The organism is Roseicyclus sp., assembly GCF_052168335.1.
GTDB lineage: Bacteria > Pseudomonadota > Alphaproteobacteria > Rhodobacterales > Rhodobacteraceae > Roseibacterium.
This window is the reverse complement of the sequence record NZ_JBQLZP010000375.1, coordinates 1-12,819: the sequence shown is the minus strand read 5'-3', so window position 1 is coordinate 12,819 and position 12,819 is coordinate 1. Positions and strand designations below refer to the sequence as shown.

11 protein-coding genes and 1 pseudogene are annotated in these 12,819 nt (G+C 71.1%); 6 read left to right on the top strand and 6 right to left on the bottom strand.

The window, feature by feature from the left end:
- Positions 1-797, bottom strand: a 797-nt coding sequence (locus ACTS11_RS11545) for an ABC transporter permease subunit (RefSeq protein ID WP_442640463.1), incomplete at its 3' end; no start/stop codon positions are given.
- Positions 798-859: 62 nt separating this feature from the next.
- On the opposite strand from ACTS11_RS11545, the gene ACTS11_RS11540 reads away from it, so the two are divergent.
- Positions 860-1,495 (top strand): glutathione S-transferase family protein, encoded by a 636-nt coding sequence (locus ACTS11_RS11540; protein ID WP_442640462.1) that lies wholly within the window; start codon positions 860-862, stop codon positions 1,493-1,495.
- Between the two features lie 17 nt (positions 1,496-1,512).
- On the opposite strand, the gene choX is transcribed toward ACTS11_RS11540, so the two are convergent.
- A complete protein-coding gene (choX, locus tag ACTS11_RS11535; RefSeq protein ID WP_442640461.1) occupies positions 1,513-2,442 on the bottom strand; it encodes a choline ABC transporter substrate-binding protein in 930 nt (309 codons plus the stop codon).
- Positions 2,443-2,580: 138 nt separating this feature from the next.
- On the opposite strand from choX, the gene betI reads away from it, so the two are divergent.
- The 4 genes from betI (at position 2,581) to betA (ending at position 7,892) form a co-directional block, all read left to right on the top strand.
- A complete protein-coding gene (betI, locus tag ACTS11_RS11530; protein ID WP_442640460.1) occupies positions 2,581-3,162 on the top strand; it encodes a transcriptional regulator BetI in 582 nt (193 codons plus the stop codon).
- Entirely contained in the window at positions 3,159-4,667 is a 1,509-nt protein-coding gene (betC, locus tag ACTS11_RS11525; protein WP_442640459.1) for a choline-sulfatase, read from the top strand. Before betI ends, betC begins: the two co-directional genes overlap by 4 nt.
- On the top strand, positions 4,664-6,118 hold the full coding sequence (gene betB, locus ACTS11_RS11520; RefSeq protein WP_442640458.1) for a betaine-aldehyde dehydrogenase: 1,455 nt from the start codon (positions 4,664-4,666) through the stop codon (positions 6,116-6,118). Before betC ends, betB begins: the two co-directional genes overlap by 4 nt.
- Before the next feature lie 100 nt (positions 6,119-6,218).
- On the top strand, positions 6,219-7,892 hold the full coding sequence (betA, locus tag ACTS11_RS11515; RefSeq protein WP_442640457.1) for a choline dehydrogenase: 1,674 nt from the start codon (positions 6,219-6,221) through the stop codon (positions 7,890-7,892).
- On the opposite strand, the gene ACTS11_RS11510 is transcribed toward betA, so the two are convergent.
- The 3 genes from ACTS11_RS11510 to ACTS11_RS11500 are packed head-to-tail and all read right to left on the bottom strand — an operon-like array spanning position 7,889 to position 10,927.
- Positions 7,889-9,115 (bottom strand): vWA domain-containing protein, encoded by a 1,227-nt coding sequence (locus ACTS11_RS11510; RefSeq protein WP_442640456.1) that lies wholly within the window; start codon positions 9,113-9,115, stop codon positions 7,889-7,891. The two genes, betA and ACTS11_RS11510, sit on opposite strands and share 4 nt — an antisense overlap.
- A complete protein-coding gene (locus ACTS11_RS11505; RefSeq protein WP_442640455.1) occupies positions 9,112-10,215 on the bottom strand; it encodes an AAA family ATPase in 1,104 nt (367 codons plus the stop codon). The genes ACTS11_RS11510 and ACTS11_RS11505 overlap by 4 nt, the downstream gene beginning before the upstream one ends.
- A 4-nt stretch (positions 10,216-10,219) precedes the next feature.
- On the bottom strand, positions 10,220-10,927 hold the full coding sequence (locus tag ACTS11_RS11500) for a hypothetical protein (protein WP_442640454.1): 708 nt from the start codon (positions 10,925-10,927) through the stop codon (positions 10,220-10,222).
- A gap of 127 nt (positions 10,928-11,054) precedes the next feature.
- Here ACTS11_RS11500 and ACTS11_RS11495 point away from each other — a divergent pair, with 127 nt between their 5' ends.
- Positions 11,055-12,434 (top strand): phosphomannomutase, encoded by a 1,380-nt coding sequence (locus ACTS11_RS11495; RefSeq protein ID WP_442640453.1) that lies wholly within the window; start codon positions 11,055-11,057, stop codon positions 12,432-12,434.
- Positions 12,435-12,561: 127 nt separating this feature from the next.
- On the opposite strand, the pseudogene ACTS11_RS11490 reads toward ACTS11_RS11495, so the two are convergent.
- A pseudogene (locus tag ACTS11_RS11490) lies at positions 12,562-12,819 on the bottom strand (hypothetical protein); the annotation flags it as partial.

Sequence of the window (12,819 nt, the reverse complement as noted above, 5' to 3'; positions counted from 1 at the left end):
ATCGAGAGCGACAGCATGATCGTCTGGTTCAGCCCCGCCATGATCTGCGGGAAGGCATAGGGCAGTTCCACCTTCCAGAGCTTCTGGCGCGGGGTCGCGCCGAAGGCGTCGGCGGCCTCCATCAGCGCGCGCGGCGTCGAGGAGATGCCGAGATGCGTCAGCCGGATCGGCGCGGGCAGGACGAAGATCACCGTCGCGATCAGCCCCGGCACCATGCCGATGCCGAAGAAGACGATGGCCGGGATCAGGTAGACGAAGGTCGGCAGCGTCTGCATCAGGTCGAGGACCGGCCGCATCCAGGCGTAGAGGCGCGGCCGGTGCGCCGCCGCGATGCCGATGGGCACGCCGAGCCCCATGCAGACGAGACAGGCCGAGAGGACCAGCGTCAGGCTCTCGGTCGTCTCCTCCCAGTAGCCCTGGTTGATGACGAAGAGGAGGCCCACGACGATCAGCGCCGGCACCCGCCAGTTGCGGTGGAGCCACCAGGCCAGCACCGCGAAGATCGCGGTCATCAGGATCGGGTGCCACTCGGGCGGGTAGAGATAGGTGATCTCCGAGCGGCGCAGGTCCTCGAGCCAACCGGTGTTGGGCGGGTCCTGCAACACGGCGAGGATCGCGCCGATCAGCACCTCGAGCAGCGCCGAGAGCGCATCGAAGACACCCGCGAGGTTGTCCTGCAACCAGTCGAACCCGGCTTCCGCCGCGTCGCCCACCCGCAGGCGGCACTCGGTCAGGACGGCGAGCGGCCCGCCCTCGGTCGGCAAACCCTCGTCGCAGTCGGTGAGCCAGTTCAGCATGGCCTGCCTTTCGTCGCGCAGCCGTCGGTGCCACACTCGCCCCGATGGCAGGAGGATGCACCATGGACGGACTGACGCTCTACACCAATCCCATGTCGCGGGGACGGATCGCGCGCTGGATGCTGGAGGAGGCGGGCCTGCCCTACGAGGCGCGCATCGTGAACTACGGGCCCGAGATGAAGTCCGCCGAATACCGGGCGCTGAACCCGATGGGCAAGGTTCCCGTGCTGGTGCATGGCGACACCGTCGTGACCGAGATCGCGGCGATCTGCTGCCACGTGGCCGAGCTTGCGCCCGAGGCGCGCCTGATCCCGCCGGAGGGCGCGCGCGGCGCCTTCTACCGCTGGATGTTCTTCGCCGCGGGCAGCGTCGATCCGGCGATCTCGGCGGCGTCGCTCGGGCTCGACACCTCGGACCCGAAGACCTATGCCCGCGTCGGCTGGGGCAACGTGGAGGCCGTGGCCGACACGCTCGGCGGCCTGCTCGCGGACGGACGGCCGCACCTTCTGGGCGAGGATTTCTCCGCCGTCGACATCTGCCTCGGCAGCCAGATCGTCTGGGGCCTCCAGTTCGACACGCTGCCCGAGCGCGACGGCTTCGCCGCCTATGCCGCGCGCGTCACGGCGCGACCGGCGGCTTTGCGCGCCGCCGCGATCGACGACGCGCTGGTGCCCGCGCCCGCGGGCGGCGAGGCCTGAGGGCACGGGCGCCGAGCTCAAAGACCGAGCGCGCTCGACACGGCCGCCGCCGCGTCGCCGCCGTCGAGCGTGGTCACGCCGTCGAGCCAGCCCATGACGACATCGGGGTTCGCCTGCATCCAGGCGGTCGCCGCGTCGCGCGGATCCTCGCCGTCGTTCAGGATCGCGCCCATGATCTCGTTCTCCATGGCGAGGCTGAATTCGAGGTTGTCGAGGAACGCGCCGAGGTTCGGGCACTCCGCCGCGTAGCCCGCCCGGGTGTTGGTGAAGACCGTCGCGCCGCCGAGGTCGGGGCCGAACCAGTCGTCGCCGCCCGTGAGGTAGGTCAGCTCGAAGTTGGCGTTCATCGGGTGCGGCTCCCAGCCGAGGAAGACGATGGGCTCGTCCCGCTCGGAGGCGCGGCCGACCTGCGCCAGCATCCCCTGCTCGGAGCTCTCGATCACCTCGAACTCGGCATCCGCGAGGCCGAAGGCATTGGCCGCGATCATGTCCATGATGAGGCGGTTGCCGTCGTTGCCCGGCTCGATCCCGTAGATCGAACCGTCGAGCGCCTCGGCATGTTCGGCGATGTCGGCGAAGTCGCCGATCCCGAGCGCCGCGCCCGCCGCGTTGGTGGCGAGCGTGTACTTCGCCCCCTCGAGGTTCGCGCGCACGGTGTCGACGGTGCCCGCCTCGCGGTAGGGCGCGATGTCGGCCTCCATCGTCGGCATCCAGTTGCCGAGGAACACGTCGACGTCGCCCGAGGCGAGCGAGGTGTAGGTCACGGGCACCGAGAGGACGAGCGTTTCCGTCTCGTAGCCCAGCGCCTCGAGCACCACGGTCGTCGCGGCGGTGGTCGCGGTGATGTCGGTCCAGCCGACATCGGAGAAGGTCACGGTCTCACACTGGGCGAAGGCCGCCCCGGCACCCAGTGCGGTGAGGGCGGTGGCGGTGAGCAGTCGTTTCATCGGTCGGGTCTCCCTGTCGTTGTTCCGTTCTAGGCCCGTGGACAGTTTCAGCACCCCTCCGCCGTGGTGGCAAGCGCCGATCCGAGTTGATTGACGAGTCAATCAAGCTGTGGCAGCCAGACCGGAGGAGGACGCGACATGTCGGGACGCGGAACCGAGGCGCTCAGGCGCGGGGAACTGGTCGAGGCCACGATCCACGAGATCGGGGCCGCGGGCAGCCTCGACGTGACGGTGGGACAGATCGCGAGGCGCGCGGGCGTCTCGCCCGCCCTGGCCTTCCACTACTTCGGCGGCAAGGACCGGCTGTTTCTCGCCGCGATGCGCTCGATCCTCACGCTTTACGGCGCCGAGGTGCGGGGCGCGCTGACGGCCGCGACGGGTCCGCGCGCGCGGCTCGAGGCGACGATCCGCGCGAGCTTCGGCCCCTCGAACTTCCGGCGCGAGGTCGTGGCTGCGTGGCTCAACTTCTACGTCCTCGCGGCGACCGATCCGGCGGCCCGGCGGCTCCTGACCGTCTACCAGCGGCGGTTGCGCTCGAACCTCGTGCATGGGCTTCGTCCGCTCGCGGGCCCTGAGGCCCCGGCCATCGCCGAGCGCCTCGCGGGACTGATCGACGGCCTCTACCTTCGGGCCGCGCTCGACCCCGAGGCGATGACCGGCGAAACGGCGGCAGCCCACGTGCTGGCCGCGCTCGACCGGGAGACGGAGGGCGCGCGATGAGCCGGCCGAACATCCTGATCCTGATGGTGGACCAGCTCAACGGGACGCTCTTCCCCGACGGCCCGGCCGAGTGGCTGCACGCGCCCGCGCTGAAGGCGCTGGCCGCGCGCTCCACCCGCTTCGCCAAGGCCTACACCGCCTCGCCGCTCTGCGCGCCGGGACGGGCGAGCTTCATGTCCGGCCGCCTGCCCTCGCGCACGCGGGTCTACGACAACGCGGCCGAGTTCGCCTCGGACATCCCGACCTTCGCCCATCACCTGCGGCGCGCGGGCTACCGCACCTGCCTGTCGGGCAAGATGCACTTCGTCGGCCCCGACCAGCTCCACGGCTTCGAGGAGCGGCTGACGACCGACATCTACCCCGCCGATTTCGGCTGGACCCCCGACTACCGCAAGCCCGGCGAGCGCATCGACTGGTGGTATCACAACATGGGAAGCGTGACCGGCGCGGGCGTGGCCGAGATCACCAACCAGATGGAATACGACGACGAGGTCGCCTTCGCCGCCGAGCAGAAGCTCTACGACCTCGCGCGCGGGCGCGACGACCGGCCCTGGTGCCTGACCGTCAGCTTCACGCATCCCCACGACCCCTACGTGGCGCGCCGGCGTCTCTGGGATCTCTACAGCGATTGCAAGCACTTGCAGCCCGAGATTGCGGCGCTCCCCTACGACGCGCACGACCCCCATTCGCAGCGCATCTTCGACGCGAACGACTGGCGCAACTACGACATCTCCGAGGACGACATCGCGCGCTCGCGCCGCGCCTACTTCGCCAACATCACCTATCTCGACGAGAAGGTCGCGGGGTTGATGGACGTGCTCGAGCGCACCCGGCAGGAGGCGATCGTCGTCTTCGTCTCGGACCACGGCGACATGCTGGGCGAGCGCGGCCTCTGGTTCAAGATGAACTTCTACGAGGGCTCGGCCCGGGTGCCGCTGATGATCGCGGCCCCCGGCATGGCGCCCGGCCTGGTGTCCGACCCGGTCTCCACCATCGACCTCTGCCCGACGCTCTGCGACCTCGCCGGCGTCTCGATGGCCGAGGTCATGCCCTGGACCGACGGCGAAAGCCTCGTTTCGCTCGCCTCGGGCCGCCGTCGCGTGAGCCCGGTGGCCATGGAATACGCCGCGGAGGCCAGCGTCTCGCCCCTGGTCGCGCTGCGCGCCGGGCGCTGGAAATACACCAACTGCGCCGTCGACCCCGAGCAGCTCTTCGATCTCGAGGCCGATCCCCACGAGCTGACGAACCTCGCCGAAGACCCCGCCCATGCCGGAACGCTCGAGCGCTTCCGCGTCATGGCCGCCGCCCGCTGGGACCTCGAGGCCTTCGACGCCGAGGTTCGCGACAGCCAGGCGCGGCGGCTGACGGTCTACGAGGCGCTCCGGAACGGCGCCTATTTTCCGTGGGATTTCCAGCCGTTGCGCGACGCGAGCGAGCGGTACATGCGCAACCACATGGACCTGAACGTGCTGGAAGGAAGCCAGCGCTTCCCGAGGGGGGAATGATGATCGCACAGCCGAAAGCCAGCCACTACGTGAACGGCGCCTATCTGGACGACACCGCGGGCGCCGCCCTGCCCGTCGTCTTCCCCGGCACCGGCGAGGAGATCGCGCGCCTGCACGAGGCGACGCCCGCCATAATCGAGGCCGCCCTCGCCGCCGCCAAGGCCGCGCAGGGCCCCTGGGCCGCGCTGATGCCGGTGGAGCGCGGCCGCGTGCTGCGCCGCGCCGCCGACATCATCCGCGCCCGCAACCGCGAGCTGAGCGAGCTCGAGACCCTCGACACCGGCAAGCCGATCCAGGAGACGCTGGTGGCCGACGCCACCTCGGCCGCCGACGCGCTGGAGTATTTCGGCGGTCTGGCCGGCACGCTGACGGGCGAGCACATCCCGCTCGGCGGCGACTGGGCCTACACGGTGCGGATGCCGCTCGGCGTCTGCGTCGGGCTCGGCGCCTGGAACTACCCCACGCAGGTCGCCGCGTGGAAGGCCGCGCCGGCGCTGATCTGCGGCAACACGATGGTCTTCAAACCGAGCGAACAGACACCGCTAAGCGCCCTGAAACTTGCAGAAATCCTGACCGCGGCCGGGGCGCCTCCCGGCGTCTTCAACGTGGTGCAGGGCGCTGGCACCGTCGGCCGCGCGCTGGTCGAGGACGCCCGCGTCGCCAAGGTCTCGCTCACCGGTTCGGCCGAGACGGGCAAGAAGGTCTACGCCGCCGCCGCCGCGCAGATGAAGCACGTCACGATGGAACTCGGCGGCAAGTCGCCCCTCATCGTGTTCGACGACGCCGACCTCGAAAGCGCCATTTCCGCGTCGATCAACGCGAATTTCTTCGCGTCGGGGCAGGTCTGTTCGAACGGCACGCGGGTGTTCCTCCAGCGCGGCATCAAGGAGCGTTTCCTGACCCGTCTGGCCGAGCGCGTCTCGAAGGCCGTGATCGGCGATCCCCGCGAGGAGGCGACGAATTTCGGGCCGATGGTCAGCGAGGAGCAGTTGCAGATCGTGCTGCGCTACATCGAGATCGGCAAGGCCGAGGGCGCCCGCCTCGTCCATGGCGGCAACCGTCTGAACCGGCCCGGCTGCTACGTCCAGCCCACGATCTTCGCCGATGTCACCGACGACATGACCATCGCGCGCGAGGAGATCTTCGGCCCCGTGATGTCCGTGCTCGACTTCGACACCGAGGAGGAGGTGGTCGCCCGCGCCAACGCCACCGACCTCGGCCTGTCGGGCGCCGTCTTCACGCGCGACCTCGCGCGCGGGCATCGCGTGGTCGGCCGGATCGAAGCCGGATCGGTCTGGATCAACCAGTACAACCTCACCCCCGTCGAGGTGCCCTTCGGCGGCATGAAGGGATCGGGCGTCGGGCGCGAGAACTCCCGCGCCGCGCTCGAGGCCTATTCCGAGCCGAAGACAGTCTATGTCGGCATGTCCCCGGTGCAGGCGGCCTACTGATGCACAGGTTTGTCCACATGAAGGATCGGGAGTCCGCAGAGTTGAATCAATCGGTTGCGTCGCGGTGTTCCAACCATCCACAGGCACGGAGGCAGAGCTGATGGAGGCCGACTACGTCCTCGTCGGCGCGGGCTCGGCGGGCTGCGCCATGGCCTACAGGCTGGCCGAGGCCGGGCGCTCCGTCCTGGTCGTCGAGCACGGCGGCAGCGACGCGGGGCCCTTCATCCGGATGCCCGGCGCGCTCTCCTACCCGATGAACATGCGCCGCTACGACTGGGGCTACGTCACCGACCCCGAGCCGCATATGGGCGGACGGCGGATGACCTGCCCGCGCGGCAAGGTGATCGGCGGCTCCTCCTCGATCAACGGCATGATCTACGTGCGCGGCCATGCCCGCGACTTCGACACCTGGGCCGAGATGGGCGCCGACGGCTGGGGCTATGCCGACGTCCTGCCGTACTTCCGCCGGATGGAACGCTGGCACGGCGACACCGGCGAGGCCTCGTGGCGGGGCCGCGAAGGGCCGCTCCACGTCACGCGGGGCGAGCGGAAAAACCCGCTTTTCCAGGCCTTTATCGATGCGGGCGCCGCGGCGGGCTATGGCGTGACCGACGATTACAACGGCGAGCGGCAGGAGGGCTTCGGCGCCTTCGAGCGCACGATCTGGCAGGGGCGACGCTGGTCGGCGGCGGACGCCTACCTGCGCCCCGCGGTCGCGACCGGCAAGGCCCGGATCGTCCGTGGCCTCGTCGAGCGGATCGAGATCGAGCATGGCCGCGCCACGGGGGTCCGCCTCGCCGGCGGGAAGGTGCTGCGCGCGCGGGCGGAGGTGATCCTCGCCGCCGGTGCGATCAATTCGCCGAAAATTCTAATGCTGAGTGGAATTGGCCCCGGCAGGCATCTGGTCGAGAAGGGAATTCCAGTCGTCGCGGACCGCGCGGGCGTGGGCCGGAACCTCCAGGATCACCTCGAGCTCTACGTCCAGTACGCCGCGCGGGAGCCGGTCAGCCTCAATCCCTACTGGAGCCTCTGGGGCAAGGCCTGGGTCGGCGCGCAATGGCTGCTCGCGCGCAAGGGGCTCGGCGCATCGAACCAGTTCGAGGCCTGCGGCTTCATCCGCTCGCGCGCCGGGATCGAGTACCCCGACATCCAGTTCCACTTCCTGCCCATCGCGATCCGCTACGACGGCACGGCCTCGGCGCGGGCGCATGGCTTCCAGGCGCATGTGGGCCCGATGCGCTCGAAGAGCCGGGGGCGGGTCGAACTCGTCTCCGCCGATCCGGCGGCGCCCCCCTCGATCCTCTTCAACTACATGAGCCACGAGGAGGACTGGGTCGAGTTCCGCCGCGCGATCCGCCTCACGCGCGAGATCTTCCGGCAGGAGCCGATGACGCGCTACGCGGGCGAGGAGCTCCTGCCGGGCGCGGACGTCCTGTCCGACGAAGCCCTCGACGCCGCGATCCGCGACCATGCCGAAAGCGCCTATCACCCCTGCGGCACCTGCCGGATGGGCCGGCGCGACGATCCCGGCGCGGTCGTCGACCCGCAGGCCCGCGTCATCGGGGTCGAGGCGCTGCGGCTGGCCGATTCGTCGGTCTTCCCGCTCGTCACCAACGGCAACACCAACGCCCCCTCGATCATGGTGGGCGAGAAGGCGGCGGACCACATCCTCGGGCGCGACCCCCTGCCCCGCGACAACCGCCAGCCCTGGATCGCGCCCGGCTGGCAAACCGCCCAGCGCGAGAGCGAGGCGCGCGAGACCGTGGAGGTCTAGAGGTCGCCGATCCGGAGGACCCGTCCGAAGGGCGGCGGCGCCACGGGGTTCCGCCCCGGCACGGCCCAGAGGACGGGACAGGCGGGCGGCGGGCCGAAGGCCGCGTCGAGGTCGGTCAGAATGACCGCGATCGAGGGCGCGAGGCGCCCCGCCGCCGCGAGGACGGGCGCGAAGTCCGTCCCGCCACCCGTCCGCAGGGCCATGCCGCGCAGCCCCGACCATGCAGCGCTGTCCAGTCGGCGCGCCTCGTGCACCTCGGTGTCGAAGGCGAGCAGATGCGCCTCCGCCCCGGTGCGGCGGACGATGCCCTCCGTCTCGGCGAGGAACAGCGACAGGGTGAGCGGGTCGACGGAGCTGGAGGTGTCGAGGCCGATGGCGATGCGGGGCCGGTCGGAGGTCCGCGCCTGTCCCGGCTGATAGGCGGGCTCCGGCCCGCCGCGCGCCTGCGCCTCGGCCAGCATCGCGGCCCAGCGCGCGGCGGGGCGCCGGTGCGAGGGGCGCGGCCGGTCGATCAGCGCCTTCGCCAGAAGCCCGCGCAGGTGCACCTCCCAGGGCGTCCCGGCGGGCGCCATGTCGGCGAGGATCGCGCCGAGCCGCCCGATCCCCGACCCCGCCTTCCGCCCCGCCTCGAGCGCGCGGAGAAGCTGGTTGCGCCAGTCCGCCGTCTTCTGCCGTTCGCCAGCATCGTCGGGCTCGCCGAGGCTGAGGTCCTGCGCGAAACCGCGCATGGCGCCCCATTCGCGGGCCTTCTCGGCCAGTTTCGGGTCGGAGTGGAGCAGCATGGCGAGGCGGTCGGCGTCCCAGTCGGCCAGCGCCGCGACGGGCGATTTCGCGGGCTTGCCGATCTCGGACAGGAGGTCGGTCAGCGTCACGGCCGGACGGGGCAGCGCGTGACCGGCGAGGATCAGCGTCTCGTTGAGGATCCCGTCCGCGGCGAGGCCGTAGAGCGAGGCGTCGAAACGGTCGCCCAACCGCTCGGCGAGGCCAGCCTGCCGGTGGGCGTGGCGCAGCGCGACGTGGAGGACGTGGTGCGCGGCAAGGCCCACCTGCTCGGGCAGGCCGAGACGCTCGAACCCCGGACCATACACCACTGTATCGCCCTGCGTGCGCGTCGCCCCCTCGCCGTCCCGGTGGCCGCACCAGAGCGCGAGGACGGCGAGCGCTGGATCGACCTCGCCCAGATGCGCCAGCGCGCGGGCGGCGCGGGTCGAGTGGCGCGTCACAGCCCGACCGACTCCCGCTCCCGCGCGTAGTCGGCATAGGCGTCGGAGCGGGCGAAAACCTCCTGCCAGCCCCGCTCGAGCGCCCGCCCGATCAGGAGCTCGAAGCCGAAGCTCGCCAGTTCCGAGAGCGGCAGGGCGCGGAAGGCCGGGCTGTCGAGGCGGCGCATGTCGGCCAGGATCTCGATGGCGGCGGGCAGGCTCCGTTCATCGACGGCGCCGGTCAGGCCGTAGATCAGCGCGGTCAGACCATGCAGCGTTGGAGGATACAATTCCGTTCGGTCCCGGCGTGGCGTCTCGAGCATCTCGGCCACGCGGACGGAGGCCTCGATCTCGTCGGCGATCAGCGCGAACTCCGCCGCGGCCGCCTCGCCCACGGTGCCCGCGATCATCACCGCGCGGGCGGAGCGGTCCGGCACCGCCGCCATGATCCGGCTCACGCGGGTCCAGCTTCGCGGCGTGCAGGCGATGGCGTGGCCGCGGCGCAGCGCGTCCTCCGTCGTCTCGAGGAGGTCGGGGCGTGCCCGCAGGAAGGCCGCGACCGTCGGATGGATGCCCGCGCCGGGCGCGTAGGACGTCAGCCAGTCCTCGGCGTCGGCCTGCACGATCATGTGGATCAGCCGGTCCGACAGTGCGGTGCCCATCTCGTAGGCGATGGCGCCGTCCTCCACCGTGTTGCCCGCGGCGACGATGAAGACGCTGTCGGGCAGGCGGTGCCGGCCCACGCGGCGCTCCTGCAGGAGACCATACACCGTTGGCTGGAGCGTCGGGGCCGCCGCGGTCAGCTCGTCGAGGAACAGGATCGCGGGGCGCGCGGGATCGTCCGGCAGGTCCTCGGGCCGGTACCAGACGGTGCGCCCCGTGCCGTGGTCGTAGAAGGGCAGCCCGCGCAGGTCCTGCGGCTCGATCGTCGTGAGGCGCAGGTCGTAGAGCTCCGCCGCCTTGCGCGCGGCGAGCGTCTGGACCAGCTCCGTTTTGCCGACGCCGGGCCGCCCGTGGAGCATCCAGCTCGCCGTGAGCGCGCCCGCGGCCTGCGCGGCCCAGCCCTGTTCCAGCACCTTCAGCGCCTCGCCCGCCGGGATCGCCCGCGCGTTCACCGCCATCGCCTCAGGCCCCCGCCGGTTCGGGCGCGTCCTGCCCGCGCCGGTCGAGCCAGGCCGCGAGGCGGGCATGGGCCGAGACGCCGCGCGTCTCGATCCGGACCTCGCGGATCACCTTGTCCTCGCGCAGGTTGGCCGCGTGCAGCATCCGCTCGGTCAATTCGGCGTCGAAGAGCGTCTCCGCCAGGATGCGCCGCTCCTCGGCGTCGAGGGCGAGGACGTGGGGCTCGGGCGTGCCCGACTGCACCGAGACGAGCGTGAGCGGCGAGACGCGCGCCAGCTCCGACTGCTCGAGCACCAGCATGATCTCCCCCTCCGACAGGTCGCGCCGCGCCGCGATCCTGCGCAGCGCCGCCTTGGCACGAAACCCGAAGGTGTCGAGCCGCCGCGCCGCCTCGTCCGCCGACATCAGCCGCTCGCGCGCGCCCTTGGACAGGCGCAGCACCTTCAGCTCGATCACCGCGATCACCACGAGCATGGCGAGCGGCGCCTGCGTCACCGGCAGCGCGAGATCGTTCGACATGAGCGGGATGGCGATGAAGGGCACCAGCGCCACCATGTAGCGCAGGAACTGCATCTCCACGAGGAACCGCAGCCAGAGGCCGACCCCGCCCCCGCGCGGCACGAGCTGGACGCGGCCGAGGAACTTCTTCGGCAGCGACCGCGTCTCGAGGACGCCTGCGTTCACGATCGTGTCGGGGGCGACGATCAGCATTGGGCCTCCGGGATGCCTGCGGGGCATAGCCTAGCGCAAAGCGCGGGCTGGCCAAGCGTCCGGGTGGATCGGCCGCGGCGGATCGGCTAGAGGAAGGGCCGACCCCTTGCCCGCGCACGGAGACCCCATGGACGCCCTGACGAAACCGCTCACCTGCTTCAAGGCCTACGACATCCGCGGGAGGCTCGGGGAGGAACTCAACCCCGACATCGCCTACCGCGTCGGCCGCGCCTTCGCCGAGGTGCTGAAGGCGTCGCGCGTCGTCATCGGCCGCGACGTGCGCCCCTCCTCGGAGGAACTGTCGCAGGCGCTGGCGAAGGGCCTCGTGGACGCGGGCGTCGAGGTGCTGGACCTCGGGCTTTCGGGAACGGAGGAGACCTATTTCGCCGTGACGCACCTCGATGCGGACGGCGGCATCTGCGTCACCGCCTCGCACAACCCGATGGACTACAACGGGATGAAGATGGTGCAGCGGGGCTCCGCGCCCATCGGCAACGACGACGGCATGGCCGCGATCAAGGCCCTGGCCGAGAGCGGCGGCTTCGCCCCCGTGGGCGCGGGCGGCAAGGTCACGGACGTCTCGGGCACCCGCGCGGCCTACGTGGCGAAGCTCATGGAGTTCGTCGACGTCTCGGCACTCACGCCCATGAAGGTGCTGGTGAATGCCGGGAACGGCGCCGCGGGTCCGACCTTCGACGCCATCGCCGAAGCGCTCGCGCAAGCGGGCGCGCCGCTGGAATTCGTGCGCGTCGATCACGTGCCCGACGGCAGCTTCCCCAACGGAATCCCGAACCCGCTGCTGGACGAGAACCAGCCCAAGACGGCGGACCCCGTGGTCGCCCACGGCGCGGATATCGGCGTGGCCTGGGACGGCGACTTCGACCGCTGCTTCTTCTTCGACCACGAGGGCGGCTTCATCCCCGGCGAATACGTCGTGGGCCTCCTGGCCGAGGCCTTCCTCGCCAAGGAGCCGGGCGAGAAGATCGTCCACGACCCCCGCGTCATCTGGGCGACGCAGGAGATCGTGGCGAAGATGGGCGGCAAGGCGATCCAGTCGCGCTGCGGCCACAGCCACATCAAGCAGGTGATGCGCGACACCGGCGCCGTCTACGGCGGCGAGATGTCGGCGCACCACTACTTCCGCGACTTCATGGCCTGCGATTCGGGCATGATCCCCTGGCTCCTCGTGGTGGAACTGCTCTGCCGCCGGGGCGAGAGCCTGAAGGACGTGATGGCCGAGCGGCGCGCGGCCTACCCCTCCTCGGGCGAGGTGAACTTCCGCGTGGAGGACACCGGGCCGATGATCGCGAAGATCGAGGCGGAATACGCGCCGAAGGCCGAGGGGCGCGACGACACCGACGGGCTGTCGCTCGACTTCGGGGCCTGGCGCTTCAACCTCCGGGCCTCGAACACCGAGCCGCTGCTGCGCCTCAACATCGAGGCGCGGGGCGACGCGGCGCTGGTGGCCGAAAAACTCGCCGAGATGCGGACGCTGATCGAGGGCTGACCGGGGGCTGACCGGGGGCTGACCGGGGGCCGACTGGGGGCCGCCTGGGGGCTGACCGGGGGGCTGACCGGGGGGCTGACCGGGGGGCTGACCGGGGGCTGATCGGCGGCTGACCGGGGGTGAGACCTCAGCGCGCGGCGGCGAGGAGGCCTGCCACGTCGAGATGCGCCTCCATGTGCGCGGCGAGGCCGTCGAGCGCGGCCTCGACCTCCGCCTCGTAGGCGGTGCCCGCCGCCGCCACACCGAACCCCGCGAGCCAGGCGGCGCGGAAGGCGTCGTCGCGGAACATGCCGTGGAGGTAGCTGCCCGTCACGCGGCCATCGTCACTGACAGCATTGTGCGGCGCAGATCCTGGGGATCGATCGGCTTGAGCAGGTAGTCGCTG

Excerpts from the sequence above, each read along its gene's own strand:
- betA (WP_442640457.1), top strand. The coding sequence starts at position 6,219 with ATGGAGGCCGACTACGTCCTCGTCGGCGCGGGCTCGGCGGGCTGCGCC.
- ACTS11_RS11505 (WP_442640455.1), bottom strand. The coding sequence starts at position 10,215 with ATGGCGGTGAACGCGCGGGCGATCCCGGCGGGCGAGGCGCTGAAGGTG.
- betC (WP_442640459.1), top strand. The coding sequence starts at position 3,159 with ATGAGCCGGCCGAACATCCTGATCCTGATGGTGGACCAGCTCAACGGG.
- choX (WP_442640461.1), bottom strand. The coding sequence starts at position 2,442 with ATGAAACGACTGCTCACCGCCACCGCCCTCACCGCACTGGGTGCCGGG.
- ACTS11_RS11500 (WP_442640454.1), bottom strand. The coding sequence starts at position 10,927 with ATGCTGATCGTCGCCCCCGACACGATCGTGAACGCAGGCGTCCTCGAG.
- ACTS11_RS11540 (WP_442640462.1), top strand. The coding sequence starts at position 860 with ATGGACGGACTGACGCTCTACACCAATCCCATGTCGCGGGGACGGATC.
- ACTS11_RS11495 (WP_442640453.1), top strand. The coding sequence starts at position 11,055 with ATGGACGCCCTGACGAAACCGCTCACCTGCTTCAAGGCCTACGACATC.
- betI (WP_442640460.1), top strand. The coding sequence starts at position 2,581 with ATGTCGGGACGCGGAACCGAGGCGCTCAGGCGCGGGGAACTGGTCGAG.
- betB (WP_442640458.1), top strand. The coding sequence starts at position 4,664 with ATGATGATCGCACAGCCGAAAGCCAGCCACTACGTGAACGGCGCCTAT.